General features: G+C 65.2%; 22 protein-coding genes. 16 read left to right on the plus strand and 6 right to left on the minus strand.

Annotated features, from left to right (window positions below):
• The first annotated feature begins 2 nt into the window (after positions 1-2).
• From ACHAA4_RS04700 to ACHAA4_RS04720, 5 genes are all read left to right on the plus strand, one after another.
• Positions 3-1007, plus strand: coding sequence for a carbohydrate ABC transporter permease (locus ACHAA4_RS04700; RefSeq protein WP_435773037.1), 1005 nt, complete (start codon positions 3-5; stop codon positions 1005-1007).
• On the plus strand, positions 1004-1981 hold the full coding sequence (locus tag ACHAA4_RS04705; protein ID WP_435773038.1) for a carbohydrate ABC transporter permease: 978 nt from the start codon (positions 1004-1006) through the stop codon (positions 1979-1981). Before ACHAA4_RS04700 ends, ACHAA4_RS04705 begins: the two co-directional genes overlap by 4 nt.
• A complete protein-coding gene (locus ACHAA4_RS04710) occupies positions 1978-3423 on the plus strand; it encodes a GH1 family beta-glucosidase (protein ID WP_435773039.1) in 1446 nt (481 codons plus the stop codon). Before ACHAA4_RS04705 ends, ACHAA4_RS04710 begins: the two co-directional genes overlap by 4 nt.
• Positions 3424-3503: 80 nt before the next feature.
• Positions 3504-4475 carry a LacI family DNA-binding transcriptional regulator gene (locus tag ACHAA4_RS04715; RefSeq protein WP_435773040.1) on the plus strand — a complete coding sequence of 324 codons (972 nt, stop codon included), beginning with the start codon at positions 3504-3506 and terminating at the stop codon, positions 4473-4475.
• Between the two features lie 121 nt (positions 4476-4596).
• Complete coding sequence (locus ACHAA4_RS04720) at positions 4597-5130, plus strand: YceI family protein (protein WP_435773041.1); 534 nt, start codon at positions 4597-4599, stop codon at positions 5128-5130.
• Between the two features lie 165 nt (positions 5131-5295).
• Here the strand turns inward: ACHAA4_RS04720 and ACHAA4_RS04725 are convergent, their stop codons facing one another.
• A complete protein-coding gene (locus ACHAA4_RS04725) occupies positions 5296-5937 on the minus strand; it encodes a TetR/AcrR family transcriptional regulator (RefSeq protein ID WP_435773042.1) in 642 nt (213 codons plus the stop codon).
• Between the two features lie 324 nt (positions 5938-6261).
• Here ACHAA4_RS04725 and ACHAA4_RS04730 point away from each other — a divergent pair, with 324 nt between their 5' ends.
• The 10 genes from ACHAA4_RS04730 to ACHAA4_RS04775 all read left to right on the plus strand — a co-directional run bounded on the left by ACHAA4_RS04730 (position 6262) and on the right by ACHAA4_RS04775 (position 15540).
• The gene (locus ACHAA4_RS04730) at positions 6262-6495 is read left to right on the plus strand and encodes a Flp family type IVb pilin (protein ID WP_435773043.1); all 234 of its coding nucleotides are present in this window, start codon (positions 6262-6264) and stop codon (positions 6493-6495) included.
• Positions 6496-6629: 134 nt separating this feature from the next.
• Positions 6630-6998 carry a TadE family protein gene (locus ACHAA4_RS04735; protein WP_435773044.1) on the plus strand — a complete coding sequence of 123 codons (369 nt, stop codon included), beginning with the start codon at positions 6630-6632 and terminating at the stop codon, positions 6996-6998.
• A gap of 20 nt (positions 6999-7018) precedes the next feature.
• Complete coding sequence (locus ACHAA4_RS04740; protein ID WP_435773450.1) at positions 7019-8002, plus strand: TadE/TadG family type IV pilus assembly protein; 984 nt, start codon at positions 7019-7021, stop codon at positions 8000-8002.
• Positions 8003-8012: 10 nt separating this feature from the next.
• Positions 8013-8726 (plus strand): Flp pilus assembly protein CpaB, encoded by a 714-nt coding sequence (gene cpaB, locus ACHAA4_RS04745; protein WP_435773045.1) that lies wholly within the window; start codon positions 8013-8015, stop codon positions 8724-8726.
• 425 nt (positions 8727-9151) lie between these two features.
• The gene (locus ACHAA4_RS04750) at positions 9152-9913 is read left to right on the plus strand and encodes a CpaE/TadZ family protein (RefSeq protein WP_435773046.1); all 762 of its coding nucleotides are present in this window, start codon (positions 9152-9154) and stop codon (positions 9911-9913) included.
• A 92-nt stretch (positions 9914-10005) separates the two neighbouring features.
• Entirely contained in the window at positions 10006-11439 is a 1434-nt protein-coding gene (locus ACHAA4_RS04755; protein ID WP_494337965.1) for a TadA family conjugal transfer-associated ATPase, read from the plus strand.
• The gene (locus ACHAA4_RS04760) at positions 11436-12401 is read left to right on the plus strand and encodes a type II secretion system F family protein (RefSeq protein ID WP_435773048.1); all 966 of its coding nucleotides are present in this window, start codon (positions 11436-11438) and stop codon (positions 12399-12401) included. Before ACHAA4_RS04755 ends, ACHAA4_RS04760 begins: the two co-directional genes overlap by 4 nt.
• Positions 12401-13306, plus strand: a complete 906-nt coding sequence (locus ACHAA4_RS04765; RefSeq protein ID WP_435773049.1) for a type II secretion system F family protein — start codon at positions 12401-12403, stop codon at positions 13304-13306. Before ACHAA4_RS04760 ends, ACHAA4_RS04765 begins: the two co-directional genes overlap by 1 nt.
• A 14-nt stretch (positions 13307-13320) precedes the next feature.
• Positions 13321-13950 carry a prepilin peptidase gene (locus ACHAA4_RS04770; protein WP_435773050.1) on the plus strand — a complete coding sequence of 210 codons (630 nt, stop codon included), beginning with the start codon at positions 13321-13323 and terminating at the stop codon, positions 13948-13950.
• Between the two features lie 453 nt (positions 13951-14403).
• Positions 14404-15540: an ice-binding family protein gene (locus ACHAA4_RS04775; protein ID WP_435773051.1), complete on the plus strand. Its 1137-nt coding sequence runs from the start codon at positions 14404-14406 to the stop codon at positions 15538-15540.
• A gap of 132 nt (positions 15541-15672) precedes the next feature.
• Here ACHAA4_RS04775 and ACHAA4_RS04780 read toward each other — a convergent pair whose 3' ends face one another.
• The 5 genes from ACHAA4_RS04780 to ACHAA4_RS04800 are packed head-to-tail and all read right to left on the minus strand — an operon-like array spanning position 15673 to position 21640.
• Positions 15673-16674 (minus strand): sugar phosphate isomerase/epimerase family protein, encoded by a 1002-nt coding sequence (locus ACHAA4_RS04780; protein ID WP_435773052.1) that lies wholly within the window; start codon positions 16672-16674, stop codon positions 15673-15675.
• 5 nt (positions 16675-16679) lie between these two features.
• Positions 16680-17930, minus strand: coding sequence for a Gfo/Idh/MocA family protein (locus ACHAA4_RS04785; RefSeq protein WP_435773053.1), 1251 nt, complete (start codon positions 17928-17930; stop codon positions 16680-16682).
• Positions 17931-17939: 9 nt separating this feature from the next.
• On the minus strand, positions 17940-18995 hold the full coding sequence (locus ACHAA4_RS04790; protein WP_435773054.1) for a substrate-binding domain-containing protein: 1056 nt from the start codon (positions 18993-18995) through the stop codon (positions 17940-17942).
• 60 nt (positions 18996-19055) lie between these two features.
• A complete protein-coding gene (locus tag ACHAA4_RS04795; RefSeq protein ID WP_435773055.1) occupies positions 19056-20123 on the minus strand; it encodes an ABC transporter permease in 1068 nt (355 codons plus the stop codon).
• Positions 20120-21640: a sugar ABC transporter ATP-binding protein gene (locus ACHAA4_RS04800; protein WP_435773056.1), complete on the minus strand. Its 1521-nt coding sequence runs from the start codon at positions 21638-21640 to the stop codon at positions 20120-20122. The genes ACHAA4_RS04795 and ACHAA4_RS04800 overlap by 4 nt, the downstream gene beginning before the upstream one ends.
• 107 nt (positions 21641-21747) lie before the next feature.
• On the opposite strand from ACHAA4_RS04800, the gene ACHAA4_RS04805 reads away from it, so the two are divergent.
• Positions 21748-22965, plus strand: a complete 1218-nt coding sequence (locus ACHAA4_RS04805) for an ROK family protein (protein ID WP_435773057.1) — start codon at positions 21748-21750, stop codon at positions 22963-22965.
• The last annotated feature ends 8 nt before the right edge of the window (positions 22966-22973 follow it).

A 22973-nucleotide genomic window follows, 5' to 3' on the forward strand; every position in this document is an offset into this window, starting at 1 on the left:
TCATGGTCGCTCCTGCCCGGGCTGAGGCCGCCGTCACGAGTCCTCGTGGCGGCGGCCCGACGGGACCCGCCGGGACCGGTCGTCGGAAGCCGCAGATCAGCTTCCGGCACCGGGCCTCGGCCTGGGATCGTCGGTACTCGCCCTACCTCTACATCAGTCCGTTCTTCCTGCTCTTCGCCGTGGTCGGCCTGTTCCCGCTGATCTACACCGCCTGGGTCGCCGTCCATGACTGGGACCTGATCATGGGCCAGGGCGAGTTCATCGGGATGGAGAACTTCGCCCATATCCTCGGCGAGCGGGCCTTCTGGGTCTCGCTGCGCAACACGCTCTCGATCTTCATCCTCTCCTCCGCCCCGCAGGTGGTCGTCGCGATCCTGATCGCCTACCTGCTCGACTACAACCTGCGCGCCAAGACCTTCTGGCGCATGGGCGTGCTCGTGCCCTACGTGGTCACCCCGGTGGCCGTGGCGCTGATCTTCTCCAACCTCTTCGGTGACCGCTACGGGCTGGTGAACTCGACGCTGCAGGCCATAGGCATCGACGCCATCGGCTGGCACTCCGACGTGCTCCCCAGCCACCTGGCGATCGCGACCATGGTGAACTTCCGCTGGACCGGCTACAACGCGCTGATCTTCCTGGCCGCCATGCAGGCGGTGCCGCGGGACCTCTATGAGGCTGCAGCGATCGACGGCGCGGGCAAGGTCCGTCAGTTCATCTCGGTGACCATCCCGAACCTGCGCCCGACGATCATCTTCGTGATCATCACCTCGACCATCGGCGGGCTCCAGATCTTCGACGAGCCGAGGATGTTCGACCAGTACGGCCGCGGCGGGGCGGACGGCCAGTGGCAGACCATGACCTTGTACCTCTACGAACTGGGCTGGACCCGGTCCGACTTCGGGCTCGCCTCCGCAGTGGCGGTGCTGCTGTTCCTGCTGATCGTGGCCATCGGGCTGGTCAACTTCGTCATCACACGCCGCATCTCAAGCTCGGAGGTCAAGCGATGAGCGCGCTCGAAGAGAAGCCGCTGCCGATCATCCCGCGCACGGGACCGGCGGCCGCACCCAAGAACGACGACGACCCTTTCGGTCGCGACAGGTCCGGCTCCGGGGCCGGATCCCGACCAGGAGCACGTCGGCGCCGCCGGGGCGGCTCCCGCGGCCCCGGCCGCGGTCCCGGCTGGATCGTCTACGGCTGCCTGGTCGCGGTGATCCTGGGCAGCATGTTCCCCTTGTGGTGGTCGTTCTTGATCGGCAGCCACGACTCCACGATCCTCTCCCGGGACTCCTTCCCGCTGCTTCCGGGCGGGAACTTCCTGGAGAACGCGACCGCGGTGATCGACACCGTGCCCTTCTGGCGCGCCACGATGAACTCGATCATCGTGTCCACAGCGACCGCGGTCTCGGTGGTGTTCTTCTCCACCCTGGCCGGCTACGCCTTCGCGAAGCTGCGCTTCAAGGGAGCGGTGCCGCTGCTGGTGTTCGTGATCGCCACCATGGCGATCCCCACCCAGCTCGGGGTGGTTCCGCTCTACCAGGTGATGGCGACGCTCGGCTGGATCGGGGAGCTCCAGGCGGTCATCGTGCCGGGCCTGGTGACGGCCTTCGGCGTGTTCTGGATGACCCAGTATCTGCGCCAGGCGATCCCCGATGAGCTCATCGAGGCCGCCACCGTGGACGGATGCTCGATGATCCGCACCTTCTGGCACGTCGCGATGCCCGCGGCGAAGCCGGCGGCGGCCATGCTGTTCCTCTTCACCTTCGTCCTGAACTGGACGAACTTCTTCTGGCCGTTCATCGTGCTCGGTCCGCAGAACCCCACCCTGCCTGTCGCGCTGCAGCAGCTACAGGCGGCGCACTTCGTGGACTACTCGCTGGTGCTGGCCGGGGCCACCATGGCCACCGTGCCGCTGCTCATCCTGTTCATCTTCGCGGGCCGTCAGCTCGTGTCCGGAATCATGCAAGGAGCCGTCAAACAATGAGTTCTTTCGTCGCCACCCAGCCCACCAGCGCACCGCGCACCGTGGAGTTCCCCGCCGACTTCCTCTTCGGCTCGGCCACCGCCGCCTACCAGGTGGAAGGAGCTGCAGCAGAAGGCGGGCGCGCCCCTTCGGTGTGGGACACCTTCGCCCACACTCCGGGCAAGGTCCATGCCGGTGACACCGGGGACGTCGCCTGTGACCACTTCCACCGCTTCCGCGACGACGTGGCCCTGATGAAGCGGCTGAACCTCAAGGTCTACCGGTTCTCGGTCAGCTGGTCTCGGGTGATGCCCGACGGGGTGACGGTGAACCCGCAGGGGCTGCAGTTCTACTCCGACCTCGTCGACGAGCTCCTGGCCGCCGGGATCCTGCCCTGGCTCACGCAGTATCACTGGGATCTGCCCCAGGCGCTGGAGGATGCGGGCGGCTGGGCGAACCGGCGGACGGCGGAGCTCTTCGCCGACTACGCGGTGGTGCTGCACGAGGCGCTTGGGAGCCGGGTCAGGCACTGGACCACGCTGAACGAGCCCTGGTGCGCGGCGTTCCTGGGCTACGCCAACGGACACCACGCCCCCGGGCGGACCTCGCCCGAGGACGCGCTGGCCGCGGCGCACCACCTGCTGCTCGGACATGGACTGGCGGTGGCGCAGCTACGTCGTCGTGATCCGGAGCTGGAGCTGGGACTGACGCTGAACTTCACCGACTATCGTCCGGCGGATCCGGACTCACCTGGCGATGTGGACGCCGCACGCCGCCTCGACGGCAGCTTCAACCGGTTCTTTGCCGGGGCGATCTTCGACGGGGCCTACCCGGCGGACGTGCTCGAAGACCAGGCCGGGCTCTGGCGCGAGGGGCTTGTCCAGCCGGGAGACCTGGAGATCATCTCAACCCCCATCGACGTGCTCGGGGTGAACTTCTACACCGGGGAGCTGCTCACCGAGGTGGAGCCGGAGCGCGCAGCCCAGGCCGCCGCTGCCGCACGGGCCCAGGGGTCCCCGAACCCGAATGTGGGCTCCGAGCATGTGACCTCGGTGCCGCGCGGGCTGCCGACCACCTCGATGGGGTGGGAGGTCTTCCCGCAGGGTCTGCATGACCTGCTGCTGCGGCTGCACCGGGAGTACACCGGTGCCGCCGGAGTGGCGCTCTACGTGACCGAGAACGGGGCGGCCTACCCGGATTCCCCCGATGCAGCGGGCTTCGTCCAGGACGATGAGCGGCTCAGCTACATCCGGGAGCACCTGCATGCGGTGCATCGGGCGAAGGAGGCCGGTGCGGATGTGCGTGGGTACTTCGTGTGGTCTCTGCTGGACAACTTCGAATGGGCGTTCGGCTACGACCGCCGGTTCGGGATCGTGCGGGTGGACTACGATACGCTGGCGCGCACCCCGAAGGCCTCCGCGAACTGGTATGCACAGGTGGCGGCCACGGGTGTGGTGGACTGAGCGAAGCCACGAGGCTGTGGTGATCGCATCCGACGAAGGGGGACCCGATGCCGGCTCGGCGACTGCCGACTCTGGAGGATGTGGCTGCCAGGGCAGGGGTTTCCCGCGCCACCGCCTCCCGGGCGGTGAACCTGGATCCGAGGGTGCGTGCGCAGTCCCGGATCGCGGTGGAGGCTGCGGTGACCGAGCTGGGCTACCGGCCGAACCGGGCAGCGCGCTCGCTGGTGAATCAGGAGGTCGATTCGATCGCCGTCGTCGTGCCGGAGGCTGAGGATCGGGTCTTTGCGGATCCGTTCTTCGCCGCGATGCTCGCGTCGATCACCCAGCGGCTGGCGGATTCCCCGGTGCAGGTGCTGCTGGCCATGGGGCAGCCCGGGGGCCGGCAGAAGATCGAGCGGTATCTGCGCGGCGGCTACACCGACGGCGCGATCATCGTCTCTCATCACCGCGACGATGACCTCTCCGACGTGATCCACGAGACCAAGCTTCCCGCGGTCTACGTGGGTCGCCCCTACGCCGGAGACGTCGGCATCCCCTGGGTGGATGTGGATAACAACTCCGGTGCCGCGCTCGCGGCAGAGCACCTGATCAGCCAGGGACGACGCCGGCTGGCCACCATCGCGGGGCCGCAGGACATGGCGGCCGGGTCAGACCGGCTGGCGGGGTGGACCGCGGCGCTGCAGCGCGCAGGTTTGGATTCGGGCCTGGTCGAGTTCGGCGACTTCAGCTCCGCCTCAGGTGCGGTGGCGATGGAGCGGCTCTTGGAACGTGCTCCGGATCTCGACGCCGTCTTCGTCGCCTCGGATCTGATGGCGGTCGCCGCCATGCACGAAGTGCAGTCGCGGGGGATCGTCGTGCCCGAGCAGATCGCGGTGGTCGGGTTCGATGACACCCACGCCGCGCAGCTGACCCGCCCGCCGCTGACCACCGTGATCAACCCGGTGGGGGAGCTTGCCGCTCGGGCCGTGGACCTGCTGCTGCAGCTGATGCAGGGAGACAGCGTGGACCCTGTGGTGCTCCAGACGGCCATGGTGAAACGGACCTCTGCGTGACACTCTGGCCTGCATGTTTCAGTTTTGAAATAAAATGAGGCAGACTGCTGTTGAGACATCTGACCAACCTCAATGGCCCTGCGCACTCGGCGCGAGGCCGCAATCTCTAGGAGACCTCTTCATGGCGAACCTCACCCCCGGCACCTGGAACCTTGACTCCTCACACTCCGAGATCGGCATGACCGTGCGCCACGCCGGCATCTCCAAGGTGCGGGCCATCTTCGAAGAGGCCGAGGCCACCCTCGTCGTCTCCGAGGGTGACGTGGCCACTCTTGACGCCCGCGTCAAGGCTGTGTCCTTCAACTCCAAGAGCCCCGACCGCGACGCCCACGTCCGCGGCGAGGACTTCCTGGACTCCGAGAAGCACCCCGAGCTGACCTTCGTGGCGAACAACATCACCGCCAGCGGTGAAGAGTTCGAGATCTCCGGCGACCTGACCATCCGCGGCGTCACCAAGCCGGTCACCTTCGAGGTCGAGTTCGGCGGCCAGGCCGTGGATCCCTTCGGCATGACTCGCGCAGGCTTCTCCGCCAACACCGTGATCTCCCGCAAGGAGTTCGGCCTGACCTGGAACGCAGCCCTTGAGGCCGGTGGCGTCCTCGTCGGCGACAAGGTCTCGATCGATCTCGAGGCAGCCTTCGTCTTGGCTCAGTGAGTCGATGCTCAGCGCATCAGCGGTGAGGGTCGATTCCCTCTGCTGAAAGAGGCCCGGCTTCCTGCCGGTGGAGTTGATCTCCACCGGTACGGGGCCGGGCCTTTTTGTGTTTAAGGTCACGTGTCGTGTCGTTTGTGCCTGTGTCAGTCGCAGGAGTGGCTGCGCTCAGGCGTCTGTTGTCTGCACCTTGGCGGCCTCTGCCGGGGGATGGGGGTACCCCGCGCTCAAGATGTTGAAGGCGTCCTGGATGAGAGTTGGGAGCCTGTCATCTGGAAGGTTGTTTCGCGACCAGAGGGCTAGTGAAGTGACCATGGCCGAGACCGCGCCTGAGGCGGCGAGCGAGGGGTAGAGGTCTGTGCTGACATCGGTGCCGGTGTGCACGGCGATGCGCTCGCTGAGAAGCTGCACCAGCTTCACCTGTTGGGTGACTCGGAAGGGCCGCAGCGACGGGTTCGTGTCCTCCAGCTGTGCGAGTTGGGAGGCGCGTCTCAGCTGGTCCGGGTTCTCACGGGCGTATTCGCTGAGCTGCTCGCAGAGGACCTTCAGCGGGGACTCGTTGGACTGCACATTGTCACAGTCGTCGAGGATCTGTTCCGCGCCGATGCTGCCCGCGGCCAGCACGGCTTCTTCCTTGGAGGAGAAGTAATTGGAGACCGTCCGCGGAGAGACGAAGGCCTCACGCGCGATCTCCTCGATGGTGACATCGCTGAGTCCTTTGGCCAGGGTCAGCTTCAGCGCTGCTCCGGCGATCGCTTCTCTCGTCATCTGCTTCTTCAACTCACGCAGGCCCAGCTGATCCTCGTCCATTATTCGATGTTAGCGGAGGTCTGCTGGTTGTGACGTTTTGCATGACACGCAAACTTCCTGTACGACGGGGAACTTCAGGCGCATGGCCTGCATTGCAGCCATCAAAGACGGCCTGAAACTTCGAATGACAGCACTCAAAAATTGTGTACACATGTCAATCTACCGACGAAGCAACCATGCCTAGAACGCAAAGTAACCAAGAAAGAAACTTGCGCAAGTGGCAAAACGCTGTCATGATCAAAGCGGCACCTGATTCCTGGAAGGACAAAGGAGCCAACTTCAAGGGCCTCTTCTGGGCTTCCATTTTGATGAGAAGGAATCACCATGAACCGTGCATACGCGCTCGTCGCCACCCTCCAGTCCTTCATGACTGATCGCTTCGAAGGCCGCAAGGACCGCGGCGCCACGGCCGTGGAGTACGGCCTCCTGGTCGGGCTGATCGCGGTTGTGATCATCGGGGCCGTCATCCTGCTCGGTGGAACTCTTAATGATCTCTTCGGTGACGTGAACACCGAGCTCACCGGAGGCACCGGAGGTGGCGAAGGCACGGTCGAGTAACCGCTTCCCATGATTAGTTGCCGGTGGTCCCTCAGGGGGTCCACCGGCAACTTTGGGCTCAAGGCCCTGCTGCTTCAATCCTGCGGAAGGGTCGAGACGTGAGAGTACGAGAGCGTGATCGCGGTGCCTCTGCAGTGGAGTTTGCGCTTGTCGCTCCGATCTTGGTGCTGATGCTGCTTGGCATCCTCGCCTTCGGCCACGCCTTCCACGTGCAGTCGGTGCTGTCCAATGCCGCCCGTGATGGGGTCCGGGTGATGGCCCTGCAGGACACCTCGGGTGGAACGGATCCTCGAACCGCCGCACGAAACGCAGTGGTCGCCTCTGCAGCACCCTCGGCAAGTCTCTCCGCGGGACAGATCAGCATCACCCCCGCCACGTGCGAGGCTGCCGGCACCTCGGGTCCGGGGACTGCCACGGTGACCATCAGCTACCCGATGGATCTGCTCGGTGGCATCGGGTCCGTCACCCTTACGGGTAAGGGGACCATGCGATGCAACGGCTGAGGACCCTCCGCGCGATTCTCATGCGGCGTCGGGAGAGACAAGGTGACCGCGGGGCCTCGGCTGTCGTCGTTGCGCTGATGATGGTCCCGATCATGATCCTGGCCGCGCTGGCCATCGATGTCGGAGCGATGCACGCCGAGCGGCAGCAACTCCAGACCGGTGCAGATGCTGGAGCTCTTGCCATCGCTCAGGACTGTGCACGCGATGACTGCACGACCACAGCCGCCACCGCCCAGAGCATGGCGACTGCGAATCTCAACGCAGCCGGCGCGACCGGTGAGATCAACTCCATGGACGAAGCGGCCGGGCAAGTGACAGTGCAGACAAGCGCCGTTCGCGAACATTGGTTCGCCCCGATCCTCGGCGTCAACTCCACCACCCTGCAGGCTCAGTCCAGTGCCCGGTGGGGGTACCCCACCGGTGGAACCGCGGTCCTGCCGCTTGCCTTCTCCTGGTGCGAGCTCGCCGCCCAGGCGGGCATCACCGTGATGCGGGACGATTCTGGGGCCGTTACCGGTGTGGATATTCCCGCGTCCACACCGGATAAGACCATCTACTTCACCAAGGCTTCAGGGACAGACTGCACAGGGCCTTCGAACAATCTTCTGCCGGGAGGGTTCGGGTGGCTGACCCCGAGTGCGCAGAGCTGCGGGAAAACCGAGTCGATCATCGATGGGTGGGTCGGATCAGACACAGGAAACAATGTGCCCTCCATCTGCACCGACGCCGAATTCCAGAAATGGGTCGGCAAGACCGTGCTTCTCCCAATCTTTGATGAGTACACCGGAACCGGCAGTGGCGGCCAATACAAGGTTTTCGGCTACGCCGCCTTCACACTCTCGGGATACTATTTCGCCGCACAGTATCGATCATCCTCTCCTTGCGGAGGCGCTGATCGGTGCATCCGGGGAAGTTTCGACCGTTTCGTCGACCTGACTGAAGACTTCGACTACAGCCCGAGCGGACCGCGCCTGGGCGCAGCCGTTGTGGCCCTGACCGAGTAAGGCCTATTCATTGTCACGTCGTTTCCTCGCCGCTATTCTCGCGGTCATCCTCGCTGGTCTTGCCGCAGTGCTGGTCATCAGCTACGTCAACGCCGCAGATGAGCGCGCCATGGCGGACATGTCACCGGAATCGGTCCTGGTGGTGACAGAATCGGTACCCGAGGGCACCCCGGTGGACGAGATGACGGACCTCGTGATCACCGATGAGGTGCCCGCCTCAGCGGTCGTCCCGGGTGGGATCGGGACACTTGATGATGTGGCGGGAGAGCTGACGACCACGGCGCTCTATCCCGGTGAACAACTGGTCGAGGGTCGCTTCGCCTCACCAGAGGAGCTCGAAGACCCCGCGAAGGTCGATGCCCCCGAAGGTTTCCACGAGATCACTGTCCAGCTGGCCACAGCTAGGGTGATGGGTGGGCACCTGGCGGCCGGGGACACGGTCGGATTCTTCGTCACCCCGGGCAATAATGAGACGCAACTAACGCTGCAGAAGGTTTTGGTCACCCGAGTCCAGGGCGGTGTGGCCCAAACTGTGGAAGAAGATGGCACAGAGACCACCACTCCCGCCGCTGAGACTCTCATGGTGACCCTTGCAGTCGACGTCACCGATGCCAAGCTGGTTGCTCACGCTGCCGAGAGTTATGGGATATGGCTGTCGCTGGAGCCTGAGGATGGCCCCATTGATGATGCGGGCCCTGTGAGCGTGGAGGACGTGCTGCGATGAGCCGTATCGCAGTAGCTGCTGCCGGGCCAGACATCGAACCGACGTACGCGGAAGCCTCTGGTGCGGGATTTCTGTCCTTGCCGGTGCCCTATTCGGAGAACCCTTCGGATTTGTTGGGCCGGCTCAATGGGGCCCCGGTGCCGGGCGTGCTGGTGCTGGATTCACGGTGTGACCCAGATCTTTGTCTTGCGCTGGCCGCCCGATTCCATACTGAGCACCCCGACACGGTGGTGCTGTTGGTCACCGACCAGCCTGAGGGGATGGGGCTGCGGGCCATGCGCGCCGGAGTCAAGGACCTCCTTTCTGTCACGGCCGATGCTGATGAGGTTCGACAGGCCCTCGGTGACGCATCTCAGCTAGCTGACACTCGTGCTGCACGGCACGCCACTCAGGAATCAGCGACACCCACTGGCAGGGTGATTACTGTGGTCTCTTCCAAGGGAGGAGTGGGCAAGACGACGGTGGCGACCAACCTCGCCGTCGCTCTGGCCCAGGCTGTGCCCTACTCCACGGTGATCGTGGATCTGGATCTCCAGTTTGGCGACGTGGCTACGACGCTGAACCTCTCGCCGGAACACTTCATGGCCGAGGCGCTGCAGAGTGTGGCAAGCGGAGACACCATCGCGCTGAAGACCAGGTTGACGCTGCACGAGACAGGGCTCTATGTGTTGCCGGCGCCAGCGCACCCTGCGGAGGCCGATGGCATCACCAGCGCCCAGATCAGCCAACTGCTCAAGGTGCTGACGCAAGAGTTTCCCTACGTGGTCGTCGACACCTCTCCGGGGCTTTCGGACCACACGCTGGGGGCACTGGACCACACGACCGATCCGCTGCTGCTGACAGGTCTGAGCGTGACTGGAGTCAGCGGCATGCGAAAAGTAGTGGACACCCTCTCGGTGCTGCAGATGTTCACTGACCGCTATCACGTGGTCGTCAACTGGGCCGACGCAACCGATGGGGTGTCGCTCGCGGACGTGGAGCAGACTCTCGGCACCCCGGTGGGAACGGCGATTCCCCGGTCCAAGAGTGCACCAGGGTCCGCCAACGTCGGGGTTCCGCTCATGCAGTCTCATGTTCGAGACCCGTTGGTGAAATCCCTTGCCTCACTGGTCAACACGCTGCTCCCCGAGGGGGTCAAGCTGGACCCACGGGGCAGGCTCCGCGTCAAGAAAAGAGGAAAAGCATGAGCCTCTCAGAACGCCTGAAGGCCGCGCAAGAAAGCTCGGGCCAACACTTGAAAGCCCCTTCACCGAAGACTCAGTCACCGAAAACCCCAGCGATGCCGGCCGCTCCGACCCCGGCACTGGTAGGCCCGGCTGAACCTGAGCCCGCGACCTCCACGGAGGTTCCAGCGCAGCCCATCACCCGTCGGACCGCGGCCAGTGCCCGCGAGCGGCCACCCGCACCCGCTCGTGCGGAGGAGCCCGACGATGCACTTCGCCGGCTGAAAGACAGCGCAGCGGCGACGCTGTTCCAGCGCATCGGTGCCCGGCTCAACGACCCGTCCCTGGATGAGCGCCAGCTCCATGCCCTCGTGCGAGCCGAGCTCAACGCCGTCATCGAGAAGTCCTCCATCCCGCTGAGCGCCGAAGAACGCAAGCGGCTCACCGCCGAGGTCCAGGACGACGTGCTCGGCTATGGTCCGCTGCAGCGGCTTCTTGACGATGAAACCGTCACTGAGGTGATGGTCAATGGACCGGACATGATCTTCATCGAGAAGTCCGGTCAGCTGCAGCGCGCCGCCAGTCGATTCGCCTCTGAGGAGCACCTGCGGCTGGTCATCGAACGCATCGTGTCCCGAATTGGACGCCGGATCGACGAGTCCGCACCCATGGTCGACGCCCGACTCCTCGATGGCTCCCGCGTGAATGCTGTGATTCCGCCGCTGGCATTCAACGGATCTTCGCTGACCATTCGAAAGTTCAGCAAGGACCCTTTCAAGGTGGCGGATCTCGTGCGCTTCGGCACGCTCAGCCCGGAGATGGCGGAGCTCCTGGATGCCTGTGTCGCGGCCAAGCTCAACATCATCGTCTCTGGTGGCACCGGTTCGGGAAAGACCACGTTGCTCAATGTGCTTTCCTCGTTCATCCCAGACGGTGAGCGGATTGTCACGATCGAGGATGCGGTGGAGCTTCAGCTCCAGCAGGACCACGTGGTCAGGCTCGAGTCTAGGCCGCCTAACGTCGAGGGCAAGGGTGAGGTGAGTATCCGGGATCTGGTGCGCAACTCGCTGCGCATGCGACCGGATCGGATCGTGGTCGGTGAGGTCCGCGGCGGGGAGAGTCTCGACATGCTCCAGGCGATGAACACCGGCCACGACGGTTCCCTGTCCACCGTCCACGCGAATTCACCTCGCGACGCTATCGCTCGGCTGGAGACCCTGGTGCTCATGGCCGGCATGGACCTGCCGCTGCGCGCCATCCGGGAACAGATTGCCTCGGCGGTGGATCTGATCGTGCAGCTCACCCGGCTCCGCGACGGCACCCGGCGGGTCACTGCGGTCACCGAGGTCCATGGCATGGAGGGTCAGACCGTCACCCTCCAGGACGTCTTCCTCTTCGACTACTCAGCGGGCGTCGACGACGACGGCAAGTTCCTCGGTAAACCAATCTCGACGGGCATCCGCCCGCGCTTCACCGAGCGCTTCGCCGACCTCGGCATCACCGTGTCCCCTGGAGTCTTCTCGCAACACGAGACTGGCCCCGCGCGGTGATAGGTCCCCTGATCGATCTCTTCGTGGAGCGCGGTCTTCTCGCCGGCGCGGTGCTGATCGTGGCACTGGCCGTAGGCGTGTTCGCCTACCTGCTGATCTCCCCAGGTCCCGTGCGGGTACCTGCAGAACGCCGCCGGCCCGGACACGTCCCGATGCCCAGCGCTTTGGAGCGGGGAGCGGGAACAGCGACGGCACTGGTGGAGCGGCTGATCCACCGTCGCGGCACGCCGGTGGGCGCCTCGACGCTGGAGCTCGCCGCAGTGAAACTCCGACCCCAGGACTTTATCTTCCTGGTGTTCGTCGGCTCGGTGGTGGGTTTCGCCCTCGGCCTGCTGCTCAGCGGGGCACTGCTGGCGATCTTCCTCGCCGCTGTGGTGCCGCTGGGCGCGAAGATTCTCCTGGGGCTGCGGATCTCCAAGCGACAGAAGCAGTTCGCCGAGCAGCTCGATGACTCGCTTCAGCTCATGGCCTCGAACCTGCGCGCCGGGCACAGCCTGCCGCAGGCACTGTCGTCGGTGGCGAAGGAAGCGGAGAGTCCGACCTCTGATGAGTTCGTGCGGATCGTCAATGAGACCCGGGTGGGGCGAGACCTCGGCGTCGCCCTGGACACGACCGCCGCTCGGATGGCAAGTGAAGACTTCTCCTGGATCACCCAGGCGATCGCTATCAACCGCGAGGTCGGCGGAAATCTCGCCGAGGTGCTCGACGGCGTGGCCAACACCATCCGCCAGCGCAACGAGATCCGCCGCCAGGTGGCTACGTTGAGTGCTGAAGGACGACTGTCCGCCCTGATCCTGATGGTGCTTCCCTTTGGACTGGGCGGATTCTTGCTGATGACGAATCCCGGGTACCTTGCTCCCTTCACCCAGAGTGTGCTTGGTTATGGCCTGATGATCCTCGCCGTGGTGATGCTCACGATCGGTGGTCTGTGGCTGCGCAAGGTTGTGGAGATCAAGTTTTGATGACCATGGACGCCCTCGTCATTCTTGCCGTCATCTGCACCGCCCTCGCCGTGGCTACCGGAGTCTGGCTGGTGTGGACCGGGATAGACCCTGTCCGCCGCGGAGCCCAGGCTAATCTCCGTCGTGGCGGAGTGACTTTGGTAGCCGCATCCAGTGGTCAACCGACGATAGAACGCACAGTGTCTCTGTCTGCGCTTGCGAAGCGGCTGACCCCTGCGCTTGTCTTACGGGTATTGGACCGGCAGCACACCCTCGCGGGTCGGCCAGCCGCGTGGACCCTTGAAAAGCTGCTCACCCTGAAGCTGCTCTGGTTGGTGACAGCGCTCGTCGTGAACGTTCTCATTGCCCTCTCCAGCCCCCCACCGGTGATTGCGCTGATGTCCCTGGGCGTCTCCGTGGTCGGGTACTTTCTCCCCGAGCTCCTGCTCAACAGCGAAGGAACCAAGCGCAACCAACAGATCGAGCTTGAGCTCGCCGATACCCTGGACCAGATGACCATTGCTGTTGAAGCCGGCCTGGGGTTCGACTCTGCGATGGCACGCGCCGCGCAGAACGGCAAAGGCCCATTGGCGAACGAACTGGTCCGCACCCTGCAGGACATCCAGATGGGTAACTCACGCAGGCAGGCCTTTGAAGCACTCACCGTCCGCACCACGGTCGTGGACCTGCGGCGCTTCGTGCGCGCCGTGATCCAGGCGGATGCCTACGGAGTTTCCATCGCCACTGTTTTGCGGACACAGGCCGATGAAATGCGGCTCAAAAGGCGTCAGCGCGCAGAGGAGAAGGCCCAGAAGATTCCCGTCAAGGTCTTGGCGCCGCTGATGCTGTTCATCCTTCCGGTGATCTTCATCGTGGTCATGGGTCCGGCCGCGATCAACATCGTGGACTCCTTCAGCGGCATGTGATGAGTGGACCTTTGATGATCACGCTGGCGACGGCGCTGCTCGCCGCCATCCTGGGCTGGTTGCTCACGCCGGTTCTGCGACCGTTCCTTGAGCGGGACGCCGAACGCATGGGGAACCTCCTGCGTGTACCCGTCGCGGCGCTCGCGGCCTCAGCCGGACTCGGCGCCGTGACCGTTGCGCACAGTGCCGCCGAGCTGGCGGCTTTCGCTGCGGCAGGAGTCGGGTGTTCTCTGTTGGTGGTGATCGACCTGATGGTGCGCCGCCTGCCGGACGTCCTGGTGGCAAGTACGGCTGTCGCCCTGCTGGTCCCACTGGCGGTGGCGGCTGGCGTGTCAGATGAATGGTCCGCGTTCGGGCGGAGCCTGCTCGCCGCCGTCGTCCTTCTGATCGGGTACTTCTTGCTGGCACTGATCGCTCCGTCGGGGCTGGGACTCGGTGACGTGAAGTTCGCTTTTCTGATCGGCGCGTTCCTGGGCTGGTTCGGGTGGCCCTACGTGGCGGTTGGCACGGTGTTGGGATTCGTCATCAACGGGGTGGTCGCTCTGGTGGTGCTGGTAGGGCGCAGGGCCGGCCCGGACACGCAGGTTCCCTTTGGCCCGTCCATGATTTTTGGTGCTGTCTGCGCTCTGGTTTTGCTGAACTGACCGCAATGGACGAGCCTCGGTTACTTCTTTGCGATGAGCTACGGATTGGTAAAACCTGGTGAATCTCGACCAAAACCAAGCCATTATGAAATACGCGGAATTATGACATCGGCTTTTGAAGTGCGATTTTCGGGTATCACCGCACCTCAGGTCACCCCTCGAGATTTTCGCTGGGACTAGTGACGCAAATCCGCTTGTGAATCTTTCGTTCGCCCCGTAATCTCAGCAATAAGTGACCCAGATCGCCCGTTTCGAAGCGGGTGCAGAATCTGTTGGGCCTTGTGCGAACGACTAGGTTCGATCGGCACCAATTGCATTCCACTCTGGGGGAAAATGAATAAGACGACCGGCTCGAGTCGCTCTGCGTTAGCAGTTCCGGGGCCTCACTTCACTGCACAAGCGAGGCTGCTCTTTGCAGTCTTGCTGGCTTCGTTCTTGGCGATGGCAGTCACCTTGTCTTACTCTTCTGTCGCCTCGGCGGTGACGACTCCGCCGAGTTCGCTCGGGGCTGCCGGCTCCTACGCTGTGCTCGCCGGGTCAACGGTGACCAATACTGGTGCCACCACGCTGAACGGGAGCCTGGGTCTGAGTCCAGGGACGGCAGTGACTGGATTCCCGCCGGGACTCGTGCTTCCAGGGAATCAGACCAATGTCGCTAACGGGCCGGCAGGGCTCGCGCAGGAGAGTCTCACCACGGCCTACAACACCTACGAGGGACTGCCGGCAACGGAGGAGAACGTCACGGTCCTGGACCGTGAGGATCCATTCGTAGGCGGCGTGTACAACTCGCCGAATTCGATGCTGCTCAGCGGCACGATGGTCTTGGACGGTCAGAACGACCCGGATTCGGTGTTCGTCTTCCAGGCAGGATCCGCGCTGACTACCGAATCGGGAAGCAGCATCTCGCTGATCAATGGCGCCAACATCTGCAACGTCTACTGGCAGGTCGGAAGCTCGGCAACGCTGGGGACGGGCTCTTCATTCGTTGGTTCCATCCTTGCTCTCGAGTCGATCACGGTCACCACAGGCGCAACGGTCGCTGGGCGAGCCCTTGCCAGAAATGGTGCAGTGACCCTCGATACCAATGTCTTTGACGCCCCTGATTGTGGCGAGCCGACGCCGGTTCCGACCGACACCCCGACTGACACCCCGGTCCCGACCGACACCCCGACTGACACCCCGGTCCCGACCGACACCCCGACTGACACCCCGGTCCCGACCGACACCCCGACTGACACCCCGGTCCCGACCGACACCCCGGTCCCGACCGATGAGCCCACCGAGTCGGAGTCAGCGGCAGCGAATCCGACAGAGTCGCGCGGCGGTCCGGATTCCCGCACTGGCTCGGACACACCGGACGGCTCGGATTCCCCTGCAGGATCTGACGTCTCGGGCGAAGACTCAACCGAGTCGGGTGTTCCAGCAGGTTCAGACACCGACTCCGCCGAAACCGCTGCTGACCAGTCGGATCTTCCGGCCACCGGACCCGGCGCCCTGACCGGCATGCTGGTTGGGCTGAGCGCGCTACTGCTCCTGGGCGGCGCGGCGCTGCTGAGCATCAGGCACCGTCGTTCGCACTCAAGCGACTAGCCTCACCTGGACCGGATCCCTGGTCCAGACAGCAGAGGGGCCCGATCTCGAAACCCGGTGGATGCAATCACCAGGGGCCAAGATCGGGCCCTTCTACGTGTTCTGCGCTGGTGCCTCACCCCCTCTTCGGTGTCAGGAGGAGGAGAACGCCGCGTCGAAGGCGGCATCCGAGGGTTCGAACGCGTTGGCGCGCACGAATTCCAGGGCCTGGGGTGCTCCCACCAATCGGTCCATGCCGGCGTCCTCCCACTCGACTGAGAGTGGGCCGGTGTAGCCGATGGCGTTGAGCATCCGGAAGGCGTCCTCCCAGGGCACGTCTCCGCGTCCGGTGGAGATGAAGTCCCAGCCGCGTCGCGGATCGGCCCAGGCCAGATGCGAGGAGAGCCGGCCGTTCCGTCCGTTGAGCCGTTTCTTCGTGTCCTTGCAGTGCACGTGATAGATCCGGTCCTGGTAGTCCCAGAGGAACGCCACCGAGTCCAGGTCCTGCCACACCATGTGGGAGGGATCCCAGTTCAGCCCGAACGCCGTCCGGTGGCCGATGGCCTCCAGGGTGCGCTGAGTCGTCCAGTAGTCGTAGGCGATCTCGGAGGGGTGCACCTCGTGGGCGAACCGGACTCCGACTTCGTCGAAGACGTCGAGGATCGGGTTCCACCGGTCGGCGAAGTCCCGGTACCCGGCCTCCACAAGTTCCTCTGACGCGGGAGGGAACATTGCCACGTACTTCCAGATGGCAGATCCGGTGAAGCCCGTCACGGTCTTGACCCCCAGCCGGGCCGCGGCCCGCGCCGTGTGCTTCATCTCCTCGGCCGCCCGCTGCCGCACCCCCTCCGGGTCACCGTCGCCCCAGATGTGATCGGGCAGGATGTCCCGGTGGCGGGCGTCGATGGGGTCGTCACAGACGGCCTGGCCGCGAAGATGGTTCGCGATCGTGTAGACCTTCAGGCCGTTCTTCTCCAAGATGTCCAGGCGGTCCTTCACGTAGGCATCGTCCTCGGCCGCCCGCCGCGGGTCCAGGTGATCCCCCCAGCAGGCGATCTCCAGGCCGTCGTAGCCCCATTCGCCGGCAAGCCGGGCGACCTCTTCGAAGGGCAGGTCCGCCCATTGTCCGGTGAACAGCGTCACTGGTCGTGCCATGGTCTTCAGCTCCGTTCCTGATCGTGGATCTCGGTCCATTGGTGGGAGGCCCCGCTCGAGTGCTGGATCGCCTCCAGCACCTTCTGCACGTGGAGTCCGTCTTCGAAGGAGGGCCGCGGATCCTCCCCGGCCGCGATCCCACGCACCAGATCCACCACCTGATGGGTGAACCCATGTTCGTAGCCCAGTCCGTGGCCGGGCGGCCACCAGGGCTCGAGATACGGGTGCTCCGGTTCGGTGGCCAGGATCCGGGTGAACCCCGAAGTCCGCGCGGGTTGAGTCGCATCGTAGTAGTGCAGGACGTTCATGTCTTCGAAATCGAAGCTGACGGCCCCCCGAGATCCGGAGATCTCGATGCGCAGCGCATTCTTTCGACCCCAGGCGAAGCGTGAAGCCTCCAGGATCACTGGGGCCCCCGAGGTCAGCCGGGCGGTGACCAGCGCGGCGTCGTCCACGGTCACCGGACCCATTCCGACGGCGTCGGGCGCCTCTACCGCGGTGCCGAGACCGCCGCTGAGTCCACCTCCGCCACCGCCGATTCCACTTGCCGCGACGGCGACCGCGGCAGCGAGCGGACGTTCCGCGACGATGGTGTCCAGCATCCCGGAGACCCCGGCGAAGCGTTGACCGGTGAGGAAGTAGGTCAGATCCACGATGTGGGCTCCGATGTCGCCCAGCGCCCCGGACCCCGCCCGGGTCTTGTCCAGCCGCCAGGACAGCGGCGCGGTCTCGTCGCCGAGCCAGTCCTGCAGGTACTGGGCGCGCACCTGTCGCACCTCACCGATCCGGCCTTCGGCAATGAGCTCCTGCGCCAGCTTCAGCGCCGGCACCCGGCGGTAGGTGAAGCCCACCATCGCGTGGACGCCCTGGGCTCGGGCACGGTGGGCGGCGTCGTTCATCCGCTGTGCCTCTGCGACTGAGTTGGCCATCGGCTTCTCCACCAGCACGTGCTTGCCGGCCGCCAGCGCCGCCTCGGCGATCTCCGCGTGGGTGTCGCCGGGGGTGCAGATGTCGATCAGATCGACATCCTTGCGCTCGAGCACCCGTCGCCAATCGGTGGCGGATTCAACCCATCCCAGCCGCTGGGCAGCCTGTTTGCTCCGCTGCGCGTCGCGACCGACCAGCACGCGCATCCGAGGCTCCATCGGAAGGTCGAAGAACCGCGAGGCCGATCTCCAGGCCTGAGAGTGGACCCGGCCCATGAAGGCGTGTCCGATCATGGCCACGCCGAGACGCGGCTTCTCCAGTTCAGCCATCACTGCGGCTCAGGACTCGAAGGCGTCGGGCAGGTACTGGTCCACGTTCTCTTCAGTGACCACGGGGGCGTAGAGCTGGATCTCGCGAGGAACGTCGCTCTGCACCAGGTCTCCCATGGCCCGACCCTGGGCGAGCAGCCGTGCCAGGCGCACTCCGTCAGCGGCTTGGGAGGCGGGGTACACGACCGTTGCCTCCACCACGGAATCCCCGGACTCGATCTCCCGCATCATGTTCGCTGAACCGGCACCGCCGACCATGAAGAACTCGTCACGGCCAGCGTTCTCGATGGCGGCCAGGACACCGACGCCCTGATCGTCGTCGTGGTTCCAGATGGCGTCGATCTCGGGCGCTGCCTGCAGCAGGTTCGCGGCGGCACTCTCCCCTCCGGCGACCGTGAAGTCGGCCGCGACGCGGTTGTCGACCTCGAGGCCACAGTCGCTGAGGGCCTGTTCGAAGCCTTCGCTGCGATCCTGGGTGAGCGGCAACGAATCGATGCCGGCGATCTCGGCGACGACTGCGTCCTCCTGGTCGCCGAGCTGTTCACAGATGTAGTTGCCCGCGGAGACTCCCATCCCGTAGTTGTCCCCGAGGATCGTGGTGCGTGCGGCGAAGGGGCTGGAGAATTCGCGGTCGACGTTGACCACGGGGATGCCGGCCTCCATCGCGTCGGTGGCCACCTCGGTCAGTGCCGCTCCGTCGAAGGGCAGGACCACGATCGCGTCCACGCCGTCATTGATGAACTGTTCGATCTGGCCGATCTGCTCGTTGACATCATCAGTGCCCTCCGAGACCCGGAGGTCGATGTCTTCGAACGCTTCGCCCTGGGCCTGGGCCCCTTCGGTGATGGCGCCGATCCAGCCGTGACCGGCGGCGGGACCGGAGAATCCGATGACGACCTCTTCGCCAGGTTCGGCGTTGTCACCGGCAGGTTCCGCGGCGGTCGGCGCTCCGGCGTCGTCGTCGGATTCGACCTCCTCGGGGTCATTGGAGAGGCAGCCGCTGACCAGCAGCGTGGCTGAGATGAGCGCGGCGGCCGAGAGATAACGGGGAGTGAAGCGAGACATGGTTCCTCCTGGTGAGAGTGATCAAGCGGTGCGGAGTGATTGTGGTAGACGGATGGTGGGCTATTTCGTCCGGTGGGCGGAGAAGCGCTGCTGCAGCAGGACCGCGGCGACGATGATGGCGCCGCTGACCACTGCCTGGACGGATGAATCGAGGTTGTTCTGGACGAAGACGTTGGTGAGCACGGCGAAGACCAGGACCCCGAGCACGGTGCCGAAGATGGTGCCGCGGCCGCCGGCAAGCAGCGTTCCGCCGATGACGACGGCGGCGATCGCGTCCAGCTCGTAGAGGTAGCCGTGGGTGGAGGAGCCAGATGTTGTGCGGCTGATCATCATGACCGCCGCGATGCCGGCGCAGAGACCAGCGAGGGTGTAGACCATCACCAGGTGACGATTGACCTTGATGCCGGCGAGCCGGGCGGCCTCCGCGTTTCCACCGACCGCGATCGTGCGCCGTCCGAAGGTGGTCCGGTTCAGCACGAACCACCCCGCTGCGGCGACGATCAGGAACATCCACACGATGACCGAGATGCCCAGGAAGTCCCCGCGGAACACGTCGTTGAACTCCTGCACGCGGACGATCTGGGTCTGTCGTCCGGAGATCAGTTCGGCGAAGCCTCGGGCGGCGACGAGCATCGCGAGAGTGGCGATGAACGGCACGACCTTCCCGTAGGCGATGATCACCCCGTTGATCACTCCGGCGGCGGCGCCGACGGCCAGGGCGGTGAAGAACATGATCGACCAGTGGATGTCTGCGGCCATGGCCTGGGTGCCCAGCGTGGTGGCCCAGATGGTGGCCAGTCCCATCACGGATCCCACGGAGAGATCGATGCCGCCTGAGGTGATCACAAAGGTCACGCCGATGCTGATCACGCCGATGACGGCCGCCTGCTGCAGGATGATCATGAGGTTTGCCACGCTCAGGAACCGATCGCCGCCGGTGATCACGCCCAGCGCGATCAACGCGGCCAGGGCGAGGACCAGGCCGAGGCTGTGTCCGAGGCTGAGCCTGGACCCCGCGGCGGTCTTGGGGGACTTCTCCTGGACCGGGGTGTGGTCCCGACCCGGCATCTTGTCCTGGGCAGGGTTCCCTGCACTGGCGGGAGAGCCTGTTGCCGTCGTCTCACTCATCCGTGAGCTCCTTCCATCACAAGATCAAGCACCTGGTGTTCGTCCATGTCCTTGGATGCTCCGGTGTGGACCACCCTGCCGTCAGCGACGACGAGGACTCGATCGGCGAGCCCCAGGACCTCCTCGATCTCGCTCGAGACCATCAGCACTGCTGTGCCCTGCCGGCTCAGTTCTCGGACCAGGCCGTAGATCTCAGCCCTCGCACCGACGTCGACGCCGCGGGTGGGCTCATCCAGCAGCAGCACCTCGCAGCCGTGCACGAGCCAGCGGGCGAGCATCGCCTTCTGCTGGTTCCCGCCGGAGAGGGTACGAATGTTGCGCTGGACATCGGCGGGGGAGAGGTGCAGCGCCTCGGCCTGCTCGCGCGCTGCGGTGCGCTCGGCGCGTTCGTTGAGCAGCCCCGATCTGCCGAACCGAGCAAAGGTGGAGAGGGTGATGTTGCGGTAGATCGGCTCATCCAGCAGCAGCCCCTGGCTTTTGCGCTCCTCGGGCGCGAGTCCCACGCCGTGGCTGACTGCATCTGGGACCGAGCCGCGGCGGAGCTTCTTGCCTTTGACCCGGACCTCTCCCGCAGTGGCCCGACGGGCTCCGTAGATGGTCTCCAGGATCTCGGAGCGGCCTGCGCCCACCAGTCCGGCCAGGCCGACGACCTCGCCGGGGCGGACGTCGAAGGAGACCGGATCGAAGACTCCGTCGATGCTGAGTCCATCGACCTCGAGCAGCGGCTGATCGCTGGTGGGTCCGATGGCGGTCCCGCCGAAGTCGGAGATGACCTCGTGGCCGGTCATCAGGGAGATGAGTTTTCGGGTCGGGGTGTCCTCGACCTCGAGGCTGGTGGCCACGGTGCGTCCATCCTTGAGCACCGTGATCCGGTCCCCGATCCGCCGGATCTCTTCGAGCCGGTGTGAGATGTAGACGACCGCGACGCCCTGGTCTCTCAGCGTGTGGACGACGCGGAAGAGGTTCTCCACCTCTTCGGGGTCAAGCACTGCGGAGGGTTCGTCCATGATGATCAGCTGCGCATCATGGGAGAGTGCACGCGCCATCGAGACGATCTGCTTTCCGGCGGCGGAGAGGCGGCCCACCTCGCGCTGAGCCGGGATCTCGGGGTGGCCGAGACGTTCGAGGAGATCCCGGGTGCGTTCCAGGGCGGTGCCGCGGCGCAGCACGCCCCCGGAGCTGAGTTCATGGCCGAGGTAGATGTTCTCTGCGACGCTGAGACCGTCGACGACGTCGAGCTCCTGGTACATCGTGGAGATGCCCAGTCGCAGTGCGGCCATCGTGGTCGGGAACGTGACCCGTTCACCCTTCCAGAGAATCTCACCCTCGGTGGGCTGGTGCGCCCCGGAGAGCACTTTGATGAGCGTTGATTTGCCGGCACCGTTCTGACCCAGCAGGCAATGGACCTCGCCGGCGCGAATCTCCAGGTCGACGCCGTCGAGGGCCTTCGCACCGGGAAAGTGCTTGATGATTCCTCGCATCCGGAGGAGCTCGGACCCACCATTTTGTGTGACCATGCTCACAATTTAGGCGGTACTTCTGTCGAGTGTCAATCAAAAGTTGCCGATGATTCTGAAAACTTTTGGAGTCTCAGTGACTGAGGAAGGGGTGGTTTACTTGTCCCATGGCCTACGTCACCGTGATCGATGAGCAGAACAGCGCGGCCTCCGGCTCGGCGGGGAACTCCCTCCCCAACAGTGCGGGAGCGCTGTTCCAGCTGCTGCGGGACGGGACCCCGCGGACCCGGTCTGACCTGACCGCGATGACGGGATTCGCCCGATCCACGATCTCCGCCCGGGTGGAGGAGCTGCTGGATTCCTCGCTGATCCGACCCGCGGGGGAGAACTCCTCCACCGGGGGCCGCCCGCCGAGCACCTTCAGCTTCAACCCCGATGCCCGGGCCGTGCTCGCTGTCGACCTCGGTGGCACCCACGCCCGGATCGCCGTGACGGACCTTGCCGCCCGGGTGCTGGCGGAGAAGGAGCAGGAGCTCGACATCACCCGTGGACCGGTGGCCGTGCTCGATGCGGTGGGAGCCATCGCCATGGAGCTGCTGCAGGAGGCAGGCCGCGGCCCCGAGGACCTGCTGGGCGTCGGGGTGGGCGTGCCGGGCCCCGTGGAATTCGCCACCGGACGCCCGATGAGCCCGCCCATCATGCCCGGCTGGGACCACTTCGACATCCCCGGACATCTGCGCCAGTGGTTCCCGGGCCCGATCATGGTGGACAACGACGTCAATGCCATGGCCCTGGGAGAGCACGCCGTGACCTATCCCGGCGTCGCGAACATGATGTTCGTCAAGGTCGCCACCGGCATCGGCTCCGGCATCATCAGCGACGGCCGGCTGCAGCACGGCGCCCAGGGAGCGGCCGGGGATCTGGGCCACATCGCGACCCCTGACGGCGATACCACACAGTGCACCTGCGGGAACTCCGGATGCCTGGAGGCGGTGGCCTCGGGGCCGGCGATCGCGGCGCAGCTGCGCGAGCGCGGGTTCGACGTGCCTCACCATGGAGCGATGTTGGAGCTGGTGCGCTCCGGGGATTTAGAGGCGCTGCGCACCGTGCGTCAGGCGGGACGGCAGGTCGGCTTGGTGCTGGCCGGCTGCGTGAACCTGCTCAACCCCTCGGTCATCGTGATCGGCGGAGTGGTCTCTACTGCCGGGGAGCATTTCCTCGCCGGCATCCGCGAGGCCGTCTACTCCCGTTCGCTGCCGCTGGCGACCCAGCATCTGCGCATCGTGGCCACCCAGACGAAGGCGCGCGCCGGGGTGCTCGGCGCCTCGACGCTGGTCACCGGTCACGGGCTCTCGATCGAGAACGTGAACCGACTCGTCGGCTGAACCGCGCG

The organism is Nesterenkonia maliinae (assembly GCF_051262655.1).
Taxonomy (GTDB): domain Bacteria; phylum Actinomycetota; class Actinomycetes; order Actinomycetales; family Micrococcaceae; genus Nesterenkonia.

What these genes read in the sequence shown, in the direction of transcription:
- ACHAA4_RS04700 (WP_435773037.1), top strand. Translation starts at nt 3, where the DNA reads ATGGTCGCTCCTGCCCGGGCTGAGGCCGCCGTCACGAGTCCTCGTGGC.
- ACHAA4_RS04705 (WP_435773038.1), top strand. Translation starts at nt 1,004, where the DNA reads ATGAGCGCGCTCGAAGAGAAGCCGCTGCCGATCATCCCGCGCACGGGA.
- ACHAA4_RS04710 (WP_435773039.1), top strand. Translation starts at nt 1,978, where the DNA reads ATGAGTTCTTTCGTCGCCACCCAGCCCACCAGCGCACCGCGCACCGTG.
- ACHAA4_RS04720 (WP_435773041.1), top strand. Translation starts at nt 4,597, where the DNA reads ATGGCGAACCTCACCCCCGGCACCTGGAACCTTGACTCCTCACACTCC.
- ACHAA4_RS04725 (WP_435773042.1), bottom strand. Translation starts at nt 5,937, where the DNA reads ATGGACGAGGATCAGCTGGGCCTGCGTGAGTTGAAGAAGCAGATGACG.
- ACHAA4_RS04730 (WP_435773043.1), top strand. Translation starts at nt 6,262, where the DNA reads ATGAACCGTGCATACGCGCTCGTCGCCACCCTCCAGTCCTTCATGACT.
- ACHAA4_RS04740 (WP_435773450.1), top strand. Translation starts at nt 7,019, where the DNA reads ATGCGGCGTCGGGAGAGACAAGGTGACCGCGGGGCCTCGGCTGTCGTC.
- ACHAA4_RS04755 (WP_494337965.1), top strand. Translation starts at nt 10,006, where the DNA reads ATGCCGGCCGCTCCGACCCCGGCACTGGTAGGCCCGGCTGAACCTGAG.
- ACHAA4_RS04765 (WP_435773049.1), top strand. Translation starts at nt 12,401, where the DNA reads ATGACCATGGACGCCCTCGTCATTCTTGCCGTCATCTGCACCGCCCTC.
- ACHAA4_RS04770 (WP_435773050.1), top strand. Translation starts at nt 13,321, where the DNA reads ATGATCACGCTGGCGACGGCGCTGCTCGCCGCCATCCTGGGCTGGTTG.
- ACHAA4_RS04780 (WP_435773052.1), bottom strand. Translation starts at nt 16,674, where the DNA reads ATGGCACGACCAGTGACGCTGTTCACCGGACAATGGGCGGACCTGCCC.
- ACHAA4_RS04785 (WP_435773053.1), bottom strand. Translation starts at nt 17,930, where the DNA reads ATGGCTGAACTGGAGAAGCCGCGTCTCGGCGTGGCCATGATCGGACAC.
- ACHAA4_RS04790 (WP_435773054.1), bottom strand. Translation starts at nt 18,995, where the DNA reads ATGTCTCGCTTCACTCCCCGTTATCTCTCGGCCGCCGCGCTCATCTCA.
- ACHAA4_RS04795 (WP_435773055.1), bottom strand. Translation starts at nt 20,123, where the DNA reads ATGAGTGAGACGACGGCAACAGGCTCTCCCGCCAGTGCAGGGAACCCT.
- ACHAA4_RS04800 (WP_435773056.1), bottom strand. Translation starts at nt 21,640, where the DNA reads ATGGTCACACAAAATGGTGGGTCCGAGCTCCTCCGGATGCGAGGAATC.
- ACHAA4_RS04805 (WP_435773057.1), top strand. Translation starts at nt 21,748, where the DNA reads ATGGCCTACGTCACCGTGATCGATGAGCAGAACAGCGCGGCCTCCGGC.